This window comes from Sphingopyxis sp., assembly GCF_965279755.1.
GTDB lineage: Bacteria > Pseudomonadota > Alphaproteobacteria > Sphingomonadales > Sphingomonadaceae > Sphingopyxis.
The window spans coordinates 1,892,501-1,910,586 of the sequence record NZ_OZ257261.1 but is presented as its reverse complement, the minus strand read 5'-3'; the positions used below and the strand labels follow the sequence as shown (position 1 = coordinate 1,910,586).

At 65.9% G+C, this 18,086-nt stretch carries 17 protein-coding genes, 1 tRNA gene, 2 rRNA genes and 2 riboswitches (1 of these 22 cut by a window edge); of the genes, 17 read left to right on the top strand and 3 right to left on the bottom strand.

The features are described 5' to 3' along the window. The first annotated feature begins 1 nt into the window (after position 1). The 17 genes from ACQY80_RS09320 to cobU all read left to right on the top strand — a co-directional run bounded on the left by ACQY80_RS09320 (position 2) and on the right by cobU (position 16,297). Positions 2-634, top strand: coding sequence for a TetR/AcrR family transcriptional regulator (locus ACQY80_RS09320; protein ID WP_428678469.1), 633 nt, complete (start codon positions 2-4; stop codon positions 632-634). 68 nt (positions 635-702) lie between these two features. Beyond that, positions 703-923: riboswitch (cobalamin riboswitch) on the top strand. Positions 924-1,097: 174 nt separating this feature from the next. After that, positions 1,098-2,951, top strand: coding sequence for a TonB-dependent receptor plug domain-containing protein (locus ACQY80_RS09315; protein ID WP_428678466.1), 1,854 nt, complete (start codon positions 1,098-1,100; stop codon positions 2,949-2,951). Then, positions 2,951-3,562, top strand: a complete 612-nt coding sequence (gene cobO, locus ACQY80_RS09310; protein WP_428678464.1) for a cob(I)yrinic acid a,c-diamide adenosyltransferase — start codon at positions 2,951-2,953, stop codon at positions 3,560-3,562. The genes ACQY80_RS09315 and cobO overlap by 1 nt, the downstream gene beginning before the upstream one ends. Further along, positions 3,559-4,413, top strand: a complete 855-nt coding sequence (locus ACQY80_RS09305; RefSeq protein WP_428678462.1) for an ABC transporter substrate-binding protein — start codon at positions 3,559-3,561, stop codon at positions 4,411-4,413. Before cobO ends, ACQY80_RS09305 begins: the two co-directional genes overlap by 4 nt. Further along, the gene (locus tag ACQY80_RS09300) at positions 4,410-5,411 is read left to right on the top strand and encodes a FecCD family ABC transporter permease (protein WP_428678459.1); all 1,002 of its coding nucleotides are present in this window, start codon (positions 4,410-4,412) and stop codon (positions 5,409-5,411) included. The genes ACQY80_RS09305 and ACQY80_RS09300 overlap by 4 nt, the downstream gene beginning before the upstream one ends. Further along, positions 5,405-6,178: an ABC transporter ATP-binding protein gene (locus tag ACQY80_RS09295; RefSeq protein ID WP_428678456.1), complete on the top strand. Its 774-nt coding sequence runs from the start codon at positions 5,405-5,407 to the stop codon at positions 6,176-6,178. The genes ACQY80_RS09300 and ACQY80_RS09295 overlap by 7 nt, the downstream gene beginning before the upstream one ends. Next, positions 6,175-6,867 carry a hypothetical protein gene (locus ACQY80_RS09290; protein WP_428678453.1) on the top strand — a complete coding sequence of 231 codons (693 nt, stop codon included), beginning with the start codon at positions 6,175-6,177 and terminating at the stop codon, positions 6,865-6,867. The genes ACQY80_RS09295 and ACQY80_RS09290 overlap by 4 nt, the downstream gene beginning before the upstream one ends. A 46-nt stretch (positions 6,868-6,913) precedes the next feature. Beyond that, a riboswitch (cobalamin riboswitch) is annotated at positions 6,914-7,102 on the top strand. A 146-nt stretch (positions 7,103-7,248) separates the two neighbouring features. Next, entirely contained in the window at positions 7,249-9,186 is a 1,938-nt protein-coding gene (locus ACQY80_RS09285) for a TonB-dependent receptor plug domain-containing protein (protein WP_428678450.1), read from the top strand. Beyond that, on the top strand, positions 9,186-9,731 hold the full coding sequence (locus ACQY80_RS09280; protein WP_428678447.1) for a hypothetical protein: 546 nt from the start codon (positions 9,186-9,188) through the stop codon (positions 9,729-9,731). The genes ACQY80_RS09285 and ACQY80_RS09280 overlap by 1 nt, the downstream gene beginning before the upstream one ends. Next, complete coding sequence (locus tag ACQY80_RS09275; protein WP_428678445.1) at positions 9,731-10,138, top strand: DUF1636 domain-containing protein; 408 nt, start codon at positions 9,731-9,733, stop codon at positions 10,136-10,138. Before ACQY80_RS09280 ends, ACQY80_RS09275 begins: the two co-directional genes overlap by 1 nt. Beyond that, positions 10,135-11,148, top strand: coding sequence for a nicotinate-nucleotide--dimethylbenzimidazole phosphoribosyltransferase (cobT, locus tag ACQY80_RS09270; protein WP_428678443.1), 1,014 nt, complete (start codon positions 10,135-10,137; stop codon positions 11,146-11,148). The genes ACQY80_RS09275 and cobT overlap by 4 nt, the downstream gene beginning before the upstream one ends. Then, positions 11,145-11,714: a histidine phosphatase family protein gene (locus ACQY80_RS09265; RefSeq protein WP_428678440.1), complete on the top strand. Its 570-nt coding sequence runs from the start codon at positions 11,145-11,147 to the stop codon at positions 11,712-11,714. The genes cobT and ACQY80_RS09265 overlap by 4 nt, the downstream gene beginning before the upstream one ends. 10 nt (positions 11,715-11,724) lie before the next feature. Continuing rightward, the gene (locus ACQY80_RS09260; protein ID WP_428678437.1) at positions 11,725-12,444 is read left to right on the top strand and encodes an adenosylcobinamide-GDP ribazoletransferase; all 720 of its coding nucleotides are present in this window, start codon (positions 11,725-11,727) and stop codon (positions 12,442-12,444) included. After that, positions 12,441-13,403 carry an aminotransferase class I/II-fold pyridoxal phosphate-dependent enzyme gene (locus ACQY80_RS09255; protein WP_428678435.1) on the top strand — a complete coding sequence of 321 codons (963 nt, stop codon included), beginning with the start codon at positions 12,441-12,443 and terminating at the stop codon, positions 13,401-13,403. The genes ACQY80_RS09260 and ACQY80_RS09255 overlap by 4 nt, the downstream gene beginning before the upstream one ends. Further along, a complete protein-coding gene (gene cbiB / locus ACQY80_RS09250; protein WP_428678432.1) occupies positions 13,396-14,334 on the top strand; it encodes an adenosylcobinamide-phosphate synthase CbiB in 939 nt (312 codons plus the stop codon). The genes ACQY80_RS09255 and cbiB overlap by 8 nt, the downstream gene beginning before the upstream one ends. After that, positions 14,322-15,782 carry a cobyric acid synthase gene (locus ACQY80_RS09245; protein WP_428678430.1) on the top strand — a complete coding sequence of 487 codons (1,461 nt, stop codon included), beginning with the start codon at positions 14,322-14,324 and terminating at the stop codon, positions 15,780-15,782. Before cbiB ends, ACQY80_RS09245 begins: the two co-directional genes overlap by 13 nt. Beyond that, positions 15,779-16,297: a bifunctional adenosylcobinamide kinase/adenosylcobinamide-phosphate guanylyltransferase gene (cobU, locus tag ACQY80_RS09240; RefSeq protein ID WP_428678427.1), complete on the top strand. Its 519-nt coding sequence runs from the start codon at positions 15,779-15,781 to the stop codon at positions 16,295-16,297. The genes ACQY80_RS09245 and cobU overlap by 4 nt, the downstream gene beginning before the upstream one ends. A gap of 70 nt (positions 16,298-16,367) precedes the next feature. Here the strand turns inward: cobU and ACQY80_RS09235 are convergent. The 3 genes from ACQY80_RS09235 to ACQY80_RS09225 all read right to left on the bottom strand — a co-directional run. Further along, a tRNA-Met gene (locus ACQY80_RS09235) sits at positions 16,368-16,444 on the bottom strand. 113 nt (positions 16,445-16,557) lie between these two features. Then, positions 16,558-16,672: ribosomal RNA gene (gene rrf / locus ACQY80_RS09230) — 5S ribosomal RNA — on the bottom strand. Positions 16,673-16,789: 117 nt separating this feature from the next. Continuing rightward, positions 16,790-18,086 (bottom strand): 23S ribosomal RNA (locus ACQY80_RS09225) (it continues 1,494 nt past the right edge of the window).

Here is an 18,086-nt window from a genome sequence, read left to right as displayed (position 1 = left end):
AATGATACCAGCCAGTACGGCACCCGCCGACGATGCGACCGCGCAGCGGCGCAAGGCCTTTATCGATGCCGCGCGCGAAGCCTTTTTCGCCAATGGCTATGCCGGCACCACCATGTCCTCGATCGCGAGCAAGGTCGGCGGCTCGAAAACCACGCTCTGGAGCTATTTTCCGTCGAAAGAAGATCTGTTCGCGGCGATCGTCGACGATATCGTCGATCATTATGGCCAGGTTCTGACGCTCGACCTGCCGGTCGATCGTCCGGTTCCCGAAGTGCTGCGCAATTTCGGCAATGTGCTGATGACCAAGCTGACCTCGACCCCGCTGCTCTCGCTCTACCGGCTCGTCGTCGGCGAGGCCGACCGCTTCCCGCACCTCGCCGAAACCTTCTACGATCGCGGCCCGCGCCGCGGCAAGGCGCGCGCGGCCGAATGGGTGGCCGAGAAAATGGCGCGCGGCGAGCTTCGGTTGGGCAACCCCATGCGCGCGGTGCAGCATTTCTCGGGCCTCTGCCAGTCCGGTCTCTATCAGTTCGCAATTCTCGGCCTGCCGGAGGGGCGCGACCTCGACCGGGTCGCTGCCGAGGTCGAGGATGCCGTCGACACCTTCTACCGCGCATGGAAACCCGACGCCTGAATCCGTTGCAGGCGAAAGCCGATTGCGAAAATCCGACGCTGCGCTATGGGCGGCGGCGCGGGGCGATGTCCCGCATGATCGCGCCGGTGCCCCGCAAGGGGCTTAAAAGGGAACATGGTAAGCGGCCTCCGTGGCCGACGAATCCATGGCTGTCCCTGCAACTGTAAGTGGCGAGCGCGACGCACCGCACCGGACCCGTCCGGGGCAGCCACTGGGACCTGTTCCCGGGAAGGCGTGCGTCAAGCGATGACCCGCGAGCCAGGAGACCTGCCGGTGTGGGTCGCTCAATGCCTCGGTCCAGGGAAAGGCCAAGGCACGGAAAACTCCGTCGAGCGACGACCAGGCGGCCGGGGCCGCCTCGGTGTGAGGGATCGCGGCGCAAACGCCCGTCATGATCCGCGCACTGGCCGGTCGCGCAGCGCCGGCAGGCCCCAGCCTCGCTCGTGGCGTGCGGGGGTTTCCCATGTTGAAGCATCTTCTTCTTTCCACGGCCGCGCTTGCGGCTTCGACGCCGGCGCTTGCTGCGGACGGCGACAATCCGGATGACATCGTCGTCACCGCGTCGGGTATCGAGCAGCCGCGCGACGAGACCGGCCAAGCGATCACGATCATCGATGCCGATACAATCAGGACGCGCCAGACGGTCGATATCATCGACCTGCTTGCCACCACCCCCGGCGTGCGCTTCAACCGGACCGGGAGCACCGGCTCGGTCGCGGGCGTCTCGCTGCGCGGCGCCGAGACGACGCAGACGCTGGTGCTGATCGACGGGGTCAAGGTCAACGACCCAAGCGGCATCGGCGACGGCTATGATTTCGGCCATCTGCTCACCGCCAATATCGACCGGATCGAGATCCTGCGCGGTTCCAACTCGGTCGTCCACGGCAGCCAGGCGATCGGCGGCGTCATCAGCCTGACCACCGCCCGGCCCGCCGAAGGCTTCGCGGCGAACGCCTCGGCCGATTATGGCTATAACGACACGCTGGGCGCCAAGGCCGATGTGTCGGGCACGTCGGGACGCATCTCGGGCGGCATCGGCGGCGCCTATTTCCGTACCGACGGCATCTCGTCGGCGGCGGTCGGGACCGAAAAGGACGGCTACAAGAATTTCGCAGGCAACGCCCGGCTCAAGATCGCGTTCAGCGATGCGCTGAGCCTCGACCTGCGCGGTTACTACATCCACGCCGACCTCGACTATGACAGCTTCTTCGGCGCCCCGGCAGACAGCGGCGATGTCGCGAAGCTCGACCAATATACGGGTTATGCCGGCCTCAACCTCGCGCTGTTCGATGGCCGCTTCACCAGCCGCGCAGCGGTGACCTGGCTGCGGAACGACCGCGACTATTATTTCGTCCGCGGCACGCCGGCCGACTATGGCTATTCGGGCACCAATTTGCGCTTCGAATATCAGGGTGTCGTCGCGCCCGTCGACTATGCAAAGCTGGTCTTCGGCTACGAGCATGAGCGCCCCGATTATGACTTCTTCGGCTTCGGCTCGACCGACAGCCAGAAGGCGAACATCGACAGCGTCTATGCGCTCGGTATCGTCCAGCCGTTCGCCGGCCTTTCCCTGACCGGCGGCGTTCGCCACGACGACCACAGCCAGTTCGGCGGCGCCACTACCTTCGGCGCCAACGCCAATTATTCGCCGAACGACGGCGCGACCAGCATCCGCGCCAGCTACGGCGAAGGCTTCAAGGCGCCCTCGCTCTATCAGCTTTACGACGCATTCAGCGGCAATGCCGCGCTCCGCCCCGAACGCTCGAAAAGCTATGACTTCGGGATCGATCAGAGCCTTGCCGACGGGCGTGCGACGCTCTCGCTGACCGCGTTCCTTCGCAACACGACCGACCAGATCAATTACGACAACGCGACCTTCACCTATGGCAATATCGACCGCACCCGTGCCAAGGGTATCGAGGCGGCGATCGCGTTGCGCCCGGTCGATGCACTGAACATCACCGCTTCCTACAGCCTGATCGACGCGCGCGACCGGTCGGGCCGTCCGGGGTTCGACGGCAACCGCCTGCCGCGCCGTGCCGAACATGCCGTCAGCCTGTCGGCCGACTATGACTGGTCGTTCGGCCTGTCGACCGGTGCAACGTTGACGCTGGTCGGCGACAGCTTCGACAATGCGGCCAATACCGTGCGGCTCGATGGCTATGCCCTCGCCGGCATCCGCGCGTCGTTCCCGATCGGCCAGAATCTTGAGCTTTACGGCCGCGTCGACAATCTGTTCGACGCCGATTACGCGACCGCGTTCAATTACGGGGTCCATGGCCGGTCGGCCTATGGCGGTGTGCGGGTGCGCTTCTGATGAAGCCGCCGCGTACCGACGCCGAGCACAAGGCCAGGATGGTCAAGCTGCAGGCGGCGCAGGCGAAAAAGCTGGCGACCAAGACCGTCGAAAAGGGGCTGGTGATCGTCCATACCGGTCCCGGCAAGGGCAAGAGCTCGGCCGCCTTCGGCATGGCGATCCGCGCGATCGGTCATGACATGAAGGTCGGTATCGTCCAGTTCGTCAAAGGCGCGATGGCGACCGGGGAACGCGCGGTGTTCGACCGCTTCCCCGGGCTTGCCGAGTTCAAGCCGATGGGCGAAGGCTTCACCTGGGACACGCAGGACCGAAGCCGCGACATCGCGGTCGCGCGCGAAGCGTGGGAGGAAGTGAAGCGGATGATCGCCGATCCCGCCTACAAGATGGTCATCGCAGACGAGCTCAACATCGTGCTGCGCTATGAATATCTGCCGGTCGAGGAGGTGCTGGAAGCGCTCGCGGCCAAGCCGCACATGACGCATGTCGTCATCACCGGCCGCAACGCGCCGCAGGCGCTGATCGACGCCGCCGACCTCGTCACCGAAATGGCCCAGGTGAAACACCCCTTCCGCGAACAGAATGTCCGCGCGCAGGCGGGGGTCGAGTTTTGAGATCGGTCCATGCGGCCGGTGCGGCGTTGCTGCTCGGCGGCGCGGGCGCATTATGGGCGGCCGTACCGGGGCCGGCAGTCAAGGCGCCTGCTGTCCCGCAGCGCATCGTCTCGATCAACCTCTGCGCCGACCAGCTCGTCCTCGCGCTCGCCGACCGCAGCCAGATTGCCGGGCTGACGCATAATGCCGCCGACCCCGAACTGTCGGGCGCGGCAGCGAAGGCCCGGGGCCTGCCCCTGCTCAGCAATTCGGCTGAACAGATATTGGCGATCGACCCCGATCTGGTCGTCGGTATGCCCGCCAGCCGCAGCGCCGCGCTGGCCGCACTCCCCGGCCAGCATTATCCGTTGCTCGACCTCGACACCGCCGACCGGCTCGACCAGATTTATGCCTCGATCCGCCAGACCGCCAAGGCGGTCGGCCATCCGGCGCGCGGCGAAGCGCTTGTCGCACGCATGAACGGCGATCTCGCGGGCCTGCCGAAACCCGGGCGCGGACGCGTCGCCGCTTATTATCAACGGCGCGGCTATATGACCGGCACAGGCACGTTGATCGACGAACTGATGGGCCGCGTCGGCTTCGTCAATCTGGCCGGCAAGCTCGGAAAACCGCCGCTGTCGCAGCTCAGCCTTGAGGAGATGGTTGCGGCGCAGCCCGACTTCCTGATCGTCGAGAGCGCGACCGACACCATCACCGATCAAGGCAGCGAAATGCTCCACCACCCTGCCCTTCAAGGCATCCCGCGCATCAGCATCCCGCAGGCCTGGACCGTATGCGGCAGCCCCGAATATACGATCGCAGCGCGCAGCATTGTGGCGCAGATCGCGGCCATCGACGGGATCCGGCAATGACACGCACGCGCACCCCGCGCTGGATGCTGATCGCGGCGCTCGTGGCGCTGACATTGATCGCCGCGGTTGCCTCATTGCTTTATGGTCCCGTCGACCTGTCGGTCGCGCGCCTGATCGTCGCCGCCGGTGGTCATGGCGATGCGATCGCCACAACGATCCTGTTCGACCTGCGCCTGCCACGCACCTTGCTGGCGCTGATCGTCGGCGCCGCGCTCGGACTGTCGGGGGCGGCCTTGCAGGGCTATCTGCGCAATCCGCTCGCCGAACCCTCGGTGCTCGGCACGTCGAACGCCGCAGCGCTCGGCGGGGTCGCGGCGCTCTATTTCGGCTTTGCGCAGATGCACCCGGCGGCACTGCCGCTGCTCGCGATCGGCGGCGCCCTGCTCTCGCTCGCCCTGCTCTTCGCGCTCGCGGGGCGGTCCGAAAGTCCGTTGACGCTGATCCTTGCCGGCATCGCCGTCGGCACCCTTGCCGTTGCCGGCACCAGCCTCGCGCTCAACCTGTCGCCCAATCCCTTTGCGGCGATGGAGATCATGACCTGGCTGCTCGGCAGCCTCGAGAACCGGTCGTTCCAGCATGTCTGGATCGCGCTGCCCTGCGTCGTCATCGGCATGACGATGCTGCTCTGGAATGGCCGCGCACTCGACGCGCTGACGCTCGGCGAGGATGCCGCGCAGGCGCTCGGCGTCGATATCCGGCGGATGCGGCTTCGTCTGCTCGTCGGCACCGCGATTGCGGTCGGCGGCGCGGTCGCCGTGTCGGGCGCGATCGGTTTCATCGGCCTGATCGTCCCGCACCTGATCCGCCCGCTCACCGACCGCAGCCCGTCGGCGATCCTGCTGCCATCGGCGATCGGCGGCGCGGCCTTGCTGACGCTCGCCGACATCGGCGTGCGAATCATTCCGACGACGAACGAGCTGAAGCTCGGCGTTGTGACCGCCTTCCTCGGCGTCCCGGTCTTCCTTGTCCATCTGATGCGGGAGAAACGGCTGTGGTGACGATCGCCCTCGACAATGTCGGCGTCGCGCTCGGTCGCCGTACCGTCGTTAGCGGGGTCGACGCCCGTTTCGACGCCGGCACGCTGACCGGCATCGTCGGCCCGAATGGCGCGGGCAAATCGACTTTGGCGCGCGCGATGCTGGCGCTGGTTCCGGCGAGTGGCAGCGTGCGTATCGACGGCATCGACGCCGTGGCATTGCCGCGCGCCGACCTCGCGCAGCGTATCGCCTATCTGCCGCAGGGCCAGACGCTGCACTGGCCGCTGACCGTCGAACGGCTCGTCGGGCTCGGCCGCCTGCCACATCTGGCGCCGATGTCGCGGATCAGCGACGCCGATGCAGCCGCGATCGAGCGCGCGATGGAACGCGCCGATGTGCTGGGTCTGCGCGACCGGATCGCGACCGAATTGTCGGGCGGCGAACGCGCTCGCGTGCTCTTTGCGCGCGCGCTCGCGGTCGAAGCACCGGCGCTGATCGCCGACGAACCGCTCGCCAGCCTCGACCCCGGTCACCAGATCGATGTGATGGATCTGCTCCGGGCCGAGGCCGATGCGGGCAAGCTCGTGCTCGCGGTGCTTCACGACCTCACCATGGCGGCGCGCTATTGCGACCGGCTGCTGATCGTCGATGGCGGCCGGATCGTCGCCGACGGAAGCCCGGCCGATGTGCTGACCCCTGACCTTCTGCGCGCCGTCTATGGCATCGACGCGCGGGTCGAGAGCAGCGGCGACTGGCCGACGGTCACCTTGTTCGGGCGCACGCGATGACCCCGGAAGCCCGGTTTGCCGACCAAGGCCACGCCGCCCTGCCCATATTCGATCGCGCGACCGTGCGCGCGGCAGCGGACGACATTGCCGCGCATATCGATCGCGTGTCGCGCGCGCTGTACCTGCCGTTCGAGCAGAGCTGCCCGGACGCGCCGCTGACCGAACGCATCGACCGGATCTATGCCCGTGAACGCAGCGTCGCGAACCTGCTGCGCGTCGCGGTTTGCACCGACGCGCATCGCGGCGCGCGGCTGCAGGCGCTGGCGAACGACCCGCGCCTCGTCGAAACGGCAGAAGCGCTTTGCGGGCGCAAGCTGGCGGGCACGATCGTCCGCGTCCGCGCCAGCATCGCCTGTTTTCCCGAGCATCGCCACGCCTGGCACAGCGATGTCGCGCGCGACGACGGCACCGGCTGCGGCAAGGTGCTGGTCACCGCATGGATTCCGCTCGCCGACGCGGGGCCGGACAGCGGGGGTCTGGAAGTCGTGGCGGCGCGCCAGCCCGCGCCGCTCGGCGAACAGGTCGATGATGGCTTCGAAATCCCCGACTATCGCCTTGCCGGCCTGCCGCGCATCCGCCCCTGTTGTCCGGCGGGCACGGCGCTGTTCCTCGATCGCTTTACCCCGCATCGCACTCTGGCCGCGCGCGTCACGCGCTTCGCGCTTGTCGTCTGGATGAAGGCGGCCTGATCGTGCTTGCAACACAGCAATTGACCGCCGCCCCGATATTGCGTTAGGGGCGCCGCCAGCGACAGGTTCCCCGAGAGGGGATCAAAAGGGAATGGGGTGCGAAACCCCGGCTGCCCCTGCAACTGTAAGCGGAGAGCCATCGGGCCACATGCCATTGGGACTTACATCCCGAGAAGGCGGCCCGAACCGGCATTGACCCGCGAGCCAGGAGACCTGCCCGTCGCCGTCGTCTTTCGTGCGGACAGGGTGTGCCGGGCGGACGGGGAGTGAACCCGAGCGACGACAAAGGTGGCCGTGCGTACGCACGGGCCGATGTCGTGCGTCCTGCAAGGACGGGCTCCGTCGACCCTGCGCGCAAGCGGCCTTGTCGATGGGGTTATCATGTTCAGGACTGTTTTTCGTACCACCATTTCCGTGGCCGCCATCGCGGCTGCGCTGCCCGCCTTTGCCGAAGAAGCGGACGATGCCGACAGCATAGTCGTCACCGCAACGCGGGCGCCGTTGACGCTCGACGAGATCCCGTCGTCGGTCGCCGTGCTCGACAAGGATGCGATCGACCGCGCGCAGGATATCGGTGTCACCGAGCTGCTGTTGCGTACGCCGGGGGTCAGCATCTCGCGCAACGGCGGCTATGGCACCTCGACCTCGCTGCGTATCCGCGGCGCCGAATCCGACCACACCGTCGCGGTGATCGACGGGGTGAAACTCAACGATCCCTCATCGACCGGTGGCGGCTTCAACTTCACCAATCTGCTCGTCGGCGACATCGACCGGATCGAAATATTGCGCGGACCGCAGTCGATCCTGTGGGGCAGCCAGGCGATCGGCGGGGTCGTCAACATCGTCACCGCGTCGCCCGAAAAGCCCCTCGAAGGCAGCTTCGATATCGAGGCCGGGTCGCGCGACACGGTCAGCGCGCGCGCCGCAATCGGCGGCAAGACCGGCCCGCTCGCATGGCGTCTCGGCGGCCAGCGCTTCTTTACCGACGGCATTTCGTCGCACGCGAAGGCGTTCGGCGGTATCGAGGCCGACGGCTATCGCAACACGAATGTCTCGGGCCGCGCCGAGCTCGCGCTTGCCGACAATGTCAGCGCCGATGTCCGTGGCTATTATTCGAGCGGACGGGTCGAATTCGACGGCTTCAACACCGACAGCGCAGACTATGGGCTCAACAAGGAATTCGTCGGCTATGCGGGGCTTAATTTCAGCCTCCTGAACGGCCGTTTCCGCAATCGTGTCGCCTATGCCTACACCGACACCAACCGCGACAATTATAACCCGACGCGCGCGCGGCCACAAAGCTTCGAGGCCGATGGCCAGAACAAGCGCTGGGAATATCAGGGCAGCTTCGCCTTCAACGACCGCATCAACGCGATCTTCGGCGTTGAAAACGAGCGGTCGGATTTTCGCAGCCGCTCGCCGGCCGCATCGCTCGCGACGCCGGTCCCGGCCTTTGCGCGCGGCAAGGCCGAAATCACCAGCGTCTATGGTCAGCTCAGCGTCGAGCCGCTTGCCGGGCTGACGCTGAACGGCGGCGTCCGCTACGACGATCACAACCGCTATGGCGGCCAGACGCTGTTCGCGGCGGGCGGCGTGTGGCGCCTGTCGACCGGAACGGTGCTGCGCGCCAGCTATGGCGAAGGCTTCAAGGCGCCGTCGCTCTATCAGCTGTTCAGCGAATACGGCAATGTCGGGCTTGAGCCCGAGGAAGCCCATGGCTGGGAAGCCGGCATCGAACAGCATCTGTTCGACCGCAAACTCGTGATCGGCGCAAGCTGGTTCGACCGCAAGACGGTGAACCAGATCATCTACAACAGCTGTTCGTCGACTTCGACCGTACCGCTGTGCTTCGTACCCGGTGACCCGACGACCCGCCGTTTCGGCTATTATTCGAACGTCGCGCGCAGCGAGGCGCATGGCATCGAGGCGGCGGCCGCGCTGACGCTGGGCGGACTGCGGCTCGACGGCAATTACAGCTGGATCGTCGCCGAGGACCGCTCGCCGGGCACCGCGAATTTCGGCAAGTGGTTGCCGCGCCGTCCGCGCAACATCGCGAATGCGTCGGCGAGCTATGGCTTCGATTTCGGGCTCGAGCTCGGCGCCGCGGTTCGCTGGTCGGGCAAAAGCTACGATAATGCCAGCAACGCGCAGCGGCTCGACGATTACACGCTCGTCGACCTGCGCGCCGAATATGCGCTGACGGACGCGGTCAAGCTGTTCGCGCGCGCCGAGAATGTCTTCGACGAACACTATATGACCGCCTACCGCTATGGCTCGCTCGGCCGCAGCATCTATGCCGGCATCCGGGGTCGCTTCTGATGGCGGCGCTTTCGGACCGGGGCGCCTCGACCTTGTGGGTCGCGCTGCTCACGGGGGCGAGCAGCGTAACGACGCTCGCGCTCGGCTGCGCGACGCCGTTCCCCTCGCTCGCGGCGCTCGCGGCGGTGCATATGCGCCGCCGCGACGGGCTGGCGCTGATGCTGCTCGCCTGGGCGGTCAGCCAGTTCGTTGGCTTCGCCCTGCTTGCCTATCCGCACGACGCAACGACGATCGCGTGGGGTGCCGGTCTCGGCACCGCTGCGGTCGGTTCGGCACTGGCGAGCTATGCCGCGCTCGGCGCGCTGCGCTACCGTTCGGTCGTGGCGCGGCTGAGCTTGGCCTATGCGGCGGGCTTCACCGCCTTCAAGGCGATCATCCTTGGCTGGGCGCTCGTGCTGGGTGGTCTCCACACCGCGATGGCGCCCGACCTGCTTGCCGAGCAATTCGTGCGAAATGCTGCGATCCTGATCGGCCTCTACGCGCTCTATCGCGCGCTGGTGGCAATCGGCGTTCCGGCACCGCCGCACGCAGCGACGGCCGGCTGATGCTGACGCGCGTCGATCCCGGGCCCGCGGTGGTGGTATGCAACACCTGCCGCCACAGCCGCGAATCCCGGGACGATGCAGGCGGCGTGCGTGGCGGCGCGCGCCTCGCCGAGTTGCTGAAGCGCCTCAAGGCGGACGAGTCGCACTACGCAGGAATCGCGGTGCAGGAGATGCCCTGCCTCTTCGCTTGTCAGGACCATTGCACCGTGCATCTGCGCGCGCCGGACAAGGTCGGCTATGTCCTCGGCCGGTTCTCGCCGGACGAGGACGCCGCGCGCGCCATCCTCGACTATGCCGTCCATTATGCCGCGAGCGAGCATGGCCGCGTCGCCTATGCGGTCTGGCCCGAAGGCGTCAAAGGCCACTTCATTACCCGCACCCCGCCCGCAGGATATGTCGCCGAATGACCTTTCCATCGATCGCCTCGTTCGAAGACGCGCTTGCCGCCGCGCGCGCGCCCGACGGCGCGGCGACGACGGCGGCGCGAGCCCGGCAGGCGGCGCTCACCAAACCCGCCGGATCGCTCGGCCGGCTTGAGGAGATTGCGATCTTCTTCGCGGGCTGGCAGCGCCGCGAGCGTCCGCGCATCGATCGCGGAAGCATGATCGTCTTCGCCGGCAACCATGGCGTCACCATTCACGGCGTCAGTGCCTTTCCGGCGAGCGTCACAGGGCAGATGGTCGCCAATTTCCGCGCGGGCGGAGCGGCAATCAATGCGCTGTCGGGCGCGGCCGGGCTGGAGCTGAAGGTCGTCGCACTCGACCTCGATCGCCCCACCGCTGACTTCACCATCGCGCCCGCAATGGACGACGCCGAATGCCTCGCCGCGCTGAACGCCGGAGCCGGGGTCGTCGAGGAAGGCCTCGACCTTGTCGTCCTCGGTGAAATGGGGATCGGCAATTCGACCGCCGCGGCGGCGCTCTGCGCACGGAGCTTCGGTGGATCGGCGGCTGATTGGGTTGGTCCCGGCACCGGCGTCGACGCCGGGGGCATCGCACGAAAGACCGGGGTCGTGACGCAGGCCCTCGCCTTTCACGGCGCCGCACCGAACTCGGCGGTCGAGACATTGCGCCGCGTCGGCGGGCGCGAGATCGCAGCAATCGCGGGCGCAGTGGTCCGCGCCCGCCAGCTCGGGATTCCGGTATTGCTCGACGGTTTCATCTGCTGCTCGGCAGTCGCGCCGCTCGCGGCCGATAATCGGGCGATCACCGCGCACTGCCTTGCTGGCCATTGCTCGGCCGAGCCGGGCCACGCGCGGCTGCTCGACCGGATGGGACTCGACCCGATCCTGTCGCTCGGCATGCGGCTCGGCGAAGGAAGCGGGGCGGCGGTCGCGGCCGGGATCGTCCGCGCCGCGCTCGCCGCGCATGGCGAGATGGCGACTTTCGAGGAAGCGGCGGTCGCAGCCAGCCTATGACCGGGTTCACGCTCCACCTGCTCCGCCACGGCGAGCCCGAAACGCCCGGGCTGTTCATGGGTCGCACCGACGGCGCACCGACGGCGGAGGGTATCGACGCCTGTGTCCGGCAGAGCGAGGGAATTGCATTCGAGCGGCTGATCACGTCCGACCTCCAGCGTTGCGCCCGCGCGGCCGAAGCGATCGGCAAGACAAGAAATCTGGAGCCGGCATCCGACGCCCGCTGGCGGGAACTCGACTTCGGGGCGTGGGAGGGGCAGGCCGCAAGCACCGTCGATGCCGACGCCCTCGCGCGCTTCTGGGCCGATCCCGACGCCAACCCTCCTCCCGGCGGCGAACGCTGGTCATCACTCGTATCCCGCGTGTCGGGGGCGATCGGTGCGCTGGCGCCGATCGAGACGCTCGTCGTCACCCATGGCGGCGCGATGCGCGCGGCGCTTCACCATCTCTGCGGCTTCAACCAGCGCCAGCTCTGGGGGTTCGACCTGCCCTATGCCGCACGGCTTTCCTTCCGCATCTGGCGCGGCGAGGCGCCGGATGCCCAGATCATCGAGCTTCGCATATGAAGGCTTTGCCATGAAAGGTCTGATCGTCGCGATCCAGTTCCTGACCCGGCTGCCGACGCCGCCCCTTACGGTATCGGGCGCCGAGTTCGCGGCGTCGATGCGCTGGTTTCCGGCCGTCGGGCTGATCGTCGGCGGGATCGTCGCTGCGGGCGGCCGGGCTGGTGCGCTGATCGACCCATGGACGGGAGCCTTCGCCGCGCTGCTGATCTGGGTTGCGGTTACCGGGGCGCTCCACCTCGACGGGCTTGGCGACATCGCCGATGCGAGCGGCGCAGTACACAAGGACCGCGAGCGCCTGCTCGCCGTACTCGGCGACCCGCACGCCGGCAGCTTCGCGGTCGTCGCCATCGCGCTGCAGTTGATCGCCAAGTTGGTGCTGCTGCACGGACTGATCGACACAAAAGCCTTCATCGCCATCGCGCTCGTCCCCTTCGCGGCGCGGATCGGCCCCCTGGTCTGGTCGCGCTGGCTGCCCGATCTGCACAGCGGGTTGGGATCCAAATTCCGCGGAGTCGTGCGGCCGGTTGATTTCGGCGCCTGGGCATTGCTGCTCGTTGCTTGCGCCCTTGCATCGCCCTCACTGCTGGCAGCACCGCTCGCGCTCCTGCTCTGGGGTTTGTGGTTGCAACACCGGATCGGTGGCATTTCGGGCGACGGTCATGGCGCAGGGGTCGAGATAACAGAAAGCCTGTTGCTGTTCGCAGCACTGGTTTGGGCCCATATTGCATGACCCCCGACTGGACCTGGCACGGCGGCGCGCTCGAAGCCGCGAAACGGCATTTCGGCACCGGCGATCGGCCGTGGCTCGATCTCTCGACCGGGATCAATCCGCACCGTTGGCCGGGCTCGGATACGATCGCGATCGACTGGCACCGGCTGCCCGAGCGCGAAGCGCTGGCCGATCTGGAAGCGGCGGCGGCGGCTCATTTCGGCACCGCGCCGCACTATGTCTGCGCTGTTCCGGGGAGCGAGATCGGCCTTCGTCTCGTCGGGCAGATCATCGGCGGAAGCGCCCATTATGTTGCGCCATCCTATCGCACCCATGGCGAAATATTCGCGAAGATGATTCCGGTTGGACGAAGTGAAGCAAAGGACACCGAAGGCACGCTGCTACTCGCCAATCCGAACAATCCTGACGGATGCCTTACCGATACCGGGCAGCTGCAGGCGCGCAAAGGCTGGCTGCTCGTCGACGAGGCCTTCGCCGACTGCACCCGCGCGATCAGCGCCGCACCCAAAGTGTCGGACGACGCGCGGCTCATCCTGTTCCGGTCATTCGGCAAATTCTTCGGCCTTGCGGGCGTGCGGCTCGGTTTCGTCGTCGGTCCTCCGGTCCTTCTGGATCCGCTGCGCGCCCTGCTCGGTGCCTGGCCAGTTTCCGCCGCCGCCATCGCCATCGGTACCGCCGCCTATCGCGACCGGCGCTGGATCGAAGCGATGCGCGCGCAGCTCGACCATGAGGCAGTCACGCTTGACACCGTGCTTCTACGTCATGGCCTCGCGGCTACCGGCGATTGCCCGCTGTTCCGGCTCATCGAAACGGACAATGCGCGCGGGCTGTTTGAGCGGCTCGCTCACGCTGCGATCCTGACCCGGCCGTTCGCCGATCAGCCGCGCTGGCTGCGCCTTGGCCTTCCCGGCAGCGACGAAGCGCTCGCCCGGCTCGCGGGCGCGCTGGCGCATGGCTGATCCCGTCGCGTTGACAGCACTCGCGCTCGACGCCGCGCTCGGCTGGCCAACAGCGCTCCATCGCCGCATCGGCCATCCCGTTGGATTGTTCGCGGCGATGCTCAATATCTGCGAAGCGCGCTGGAACCGGGCCGGGGCAAGTTTCGCAAAGCGCCGTGCGCTCGGCATCCTGACCCTGCTTCTGCTCGTGCTCGGCACCGGGGCCTTCGCCGTCGCCCTCGATCGACTGCTCCAGACGGTCTTCGGCAGTTTGGCGTGGGTCGCCATTGCAATCCTCGCCTGGCCCGCGCTCGCGCAGCGGAGCCTGTTCGACCATGTCCGCGCCGTGGCAGCGGCGCTCGAAACCGGGCATCTCGCCGATGCGCGCCACGCGGTCGGCGCGATCGTGGGGCGCGATACGGCGGCGCTTGACGAAGCCGGCGTGTCGCGCGCCGCGATCGAAAGCCTCGCCGAAAGTTTTTGCGACGGCGTCGCCGCACCGCTGTTCTGGCTTCTGCTCTTCGGGCTACCCGGCGTCTGGATCTACAAGGCGGTCAACACTGCGGACAGCCTGATCGGTCACCGGGAGGAGCGCTGGCGCGCTTTCGGCTGGGCGTCGGCACGCGCCGACGATGTCGCCAATCTGGTGCCCGCACGGCTGGCTGCCTTGCTGCTCTGCCTCGCCGGTGGTGGCGGATGGCGCATGATGTGGCGCGATGCACACAAGCATGCTTCACCGAACGCCGGCTGGCCCGAAGCGGCGATGGCCGGCGCACTCGGGCTTCGTCTTGGCGGGCCGATCCCCTATGACGGGATCATGCACGACAAACCCTGGATCGGTGATGGACAGACAAATGCCTCGGCGTTCGACATCCGGCACGCGCTGCGTGTCTATGTCGTCGCATGCCTGTTGCTGTGGCTGATAGTGGGAGCCGCGGCATGGGCGCTTTGATGCTGCAAGGAACCGGATCGGACGTCGGCAAATCGGTGCTCGTCGCGGGCCTTTGCCGCGCGCTCGCCAACCGGGGGTTTTCGGTCCGGCCCTTCAAGCCGCAGAATATGTCGAACAACGCCGCGGTCACGATCGACGGCGGCGAAATCGGCCGCGCGCAGGCACTGCAGGCACTCGCCTGCCGGGTAGCACCGCACAGCGACATGAACCCCGTGCTGCTGAAACCGCAGGCCGACCGCACGTCACAGCTGATCGTCCACGGCCGCGTCCGCGGCACGCTCGGCGCAGCCAATTTCCGCGAGGCGCGGCGGCCGCTGCTTGGCGAAGTGCTCGAAAGCTTCGAGCGCCTTCACGCCGCCGCCGATATCGTGGTCGTCGAGGGGGCGGGCTCGCCTGCGGAGATCAATCTGCGCGCGGGCGACATCGCCAATATGGGCTTCGCGCGCGCCGCGAAGGTCCCTGTGGTGCTGGTCGGTGACATCGACCGCGGCGGAGTGATCGCTGCGATCGTGGGGACGAAAGCGGTAATCGATCCAAAGGATGCGGCGATGATCCAAGGCTTCCTCATCAACAAGTTTCGCGGCGATCCTACGTTGTTCGAGGACGGTTATCGTGAAATCGAGAAGCGCTCGGCATGGCGTGGTTTCGGCGTCGTGCCGTGGCTCGCGTCGGTCAGACACCTCCCGAGCGAGGATGCGGTCATCCTCGAACGTCACGCCGAAGCGGCGGCGGGCGAGATCATCGTCGCATACCCGATCCTGCCGCGCATTTCCAATTTCGACGACCTCGATCCGCTGAAACTCGAGCCGGCCGTGCGGCTGGTGATGGTACCGCCGGGGCAACCGATCCCGGCCGAAGCAGCGCTGATCGTCCTGCCGGGATCGAAAGCGACGATCGCCGATCTTGCGGCGCTGCGCACTGAAGGCTGGGATACCGACATCGCCGCACATGTCCGGCGCGGCGGCCATGTTCTGGGGTTGTGCGGCGGCTATCAGATGCTCGGGCGCGGCATCGCGGACCCCGACGGGATCGAAGGCATTCCGGGGCGCGTCCAGGGCCTCGGCCTGCTCGACGTCGATACGCGCCTCACGCCGGTAAAAATGCTCCGCTCGGTTTCGGGAACCGCGTTGGGCGCTACGATGACCGGCTATGAAATGCATATGGGGGAAACTGTGGGACCGGCAACCGGACAGCCGTTCGCGACAATCGAGGGAGCGCCCGAAGGCGCGGCAAGTGCTGATGGGCGGATTATGGGAAGTTATCTCCACGGGGTGCTTGCGAGTGCAGAGGTCCGACGGGCCCTTCTCGCGCGCCTTGGCGCCGAAGCCGGAGGCAAGGACTATGCCGCGACGGTCGACGCCGCGTTAGATGCCGTGGCAGCAGAGCTCGAGCGCCATATCGCGATCGACGCGCTGATCGATCTGGCGATGGAGCGAAGCGTAGCATGAGCAGGGGACATATCCACCTGATCCTCGGCGGCGCCCGTTCGGGCAAGAGCCGCCACGCCCAGTCTCTTGCCGAAGCATTCGGCGGTAATCTGGTTTTCGTTGCAACGGGGGAAGCGTGGGACGCTGAAATGGCCGAACGCATCGAGCGCCACCGCGCCGATCGCGGACCGCGATGGCGCACCGTCGAAGCGCCGCTCGCGCTCGCCAGGGCAATCGACGCCGAGACAGCCCCGGACCGCATATTGCTTGTCGATTGCCTGACGCTCTGGACGTCGAATCTTATGCACGCGAACCGCGATATTGGCGCTGAAACGCAAGATCTCGTCGCAGCGATGGGCTCGGCAACGGGCCCGATCCTGCTCGTCGCAAACGAGGTCGGGCTCGGCATCGTTCCCGAAAACGCCCTCGCCCGCGCGTTCCGGGATGCGGCGGGCCATATGAACCAGACAGTCGCCGCCGCGGCCGACCGCGTGACGTTCGTCGCGGCGGGGTTGCCGATGACGCTGAAGGGGTGAACGGCGTCGCGGCACGCAAATTGCGGACACGAAAAAGCCCGCCAAGTCGAAGACCGGGCGGGCCAATTGTTGGTTGCGGGAGTAGGATTTGAACCTACGACCTTCAGGTTATGAGCCTGACGAGCTACCGGGCTGCTCCATCCCGCGTCAACCAGTTCACGGCGCCATTTCAGGACCGCAAAAACAGCAAAAGGCCGGCATTTCTGCCGGCCTCTAACTTTGTGAATGGGTTTCCGTTTCGACCTTACGTCGGCTGCAATGCCTGGCGACGTCCTACTCTTCCAACGCTTAAGCGGTAGTACCATCGGCGCTGTCAGGTTTCACGGCCGAGTTCGAGATGGGATCGGGTGGGTCACTGACGCCATGGTCACCAAGCAATGAAGCCGGCGTAGGGTCAAAAAGGGTTTCAATCGATATCCGTGCAATACTGTCTGATCAATCATCCGTCACTCGCGGACAAACCGGTCAGGCTTGTCGTTGATGGCGGGACTCTTAAGTGCGAATAGAGCAATTAGTATCGGTTAGCTCCACACGTTACCGCGCTTCTACATCCGATCTATCAACGTGGTGGTCTTCCACGGCTCTAAGAAATCTTATCTTGAGGGAGGCTTCCCGCTTAGATGCTTTCAGCGGTTATCCCGTCCATACATAGCTACCCTGCTGCGCGGCTGGCGCCACGACAGGTACACCAGAGGTATGTTCAACCCGGTCCTCTCGTACTAGGGTCAACTCCTCTCAAATTTCGACGCCCACGGCAGATAGGGACCAAACTGTCTCACGACGTTCTGAACCCAGCTCACGTACCACTTTAATTGGCGAACAGCCAAACCCTTGGGACCTGCTCCAGCCCCAGGATGTGATGAGCCGACATCGAGGTGCCAAACGATTCCGTCGATATGAGCTCTTGGGAATCATCAGCCTGTTATCCCCGGCGTACCTTTTATCCGTTGAGCGATGGCCCTTCCACTCGGGACCACCGGATCACTATGACCGACTTTCGTCTCTGCTCGACTCGTCAGTCTCGCAGTCAGGCAGGCTTATGCCATTGCACTCTAACAGACGGTTTCCAACCGTCCTGAGCCTACCATCGCGCGCCTCCGTTACTCTTTAGGAGGCGACCGCCCCAGTCAAACTACCCGCCACAGAGGGTCCCTGATCCAGTTTCATGGATCGAGGTTAGACATCAGAAAACAACAGGGTGGTATTTCACCTATGGCTCCACACCGGCTGGCGCCAGTGCTTCAAAGCCTCCCACCTATGCTACACAGTTCTTTCCTAATGCCACTCTGAAGCTGCAGTAAAGGTGCACGGGGTCTTTCCGTCTAACCGCGGGTACTCCGCATCTTCACGGAGAATTCAATTTCGCTGAGCATCTCCTGGAGACAGTGGGGAAGTCGTTACGCCATTCGTGCAGGTCGGAACTTACCCGACAAGGAATTTCGCTACCTTAGGACCGTTATAGTTACGGCCGCCGTTTACCTGGGCTTCATTTCGGAGCTTGCACCCCTCCACTTAACCTTCAGGCACCGGGCAGGCGTCAGGCCCTATACGTCGTCTTGAAGCCGACTTAGCAGAGCCCTGTGTTTTTGCTAAACAGTCGCTACCCCCTGGCCTGTGCCCCCTCAAACCGGTTGCCCGGAATGAGGGCCTCCTTCTTCCGAAGGTACGGAGGCAATTTGCCGAGTTCCTTCAGGAGACTTCTCTCAAGCGCCTTGGTATACTCTACCATCCCACCTGTGTCGGTTTAGGGTACGGTCTATAATGGAGGGGCTATTTCCTGGAACCTCTT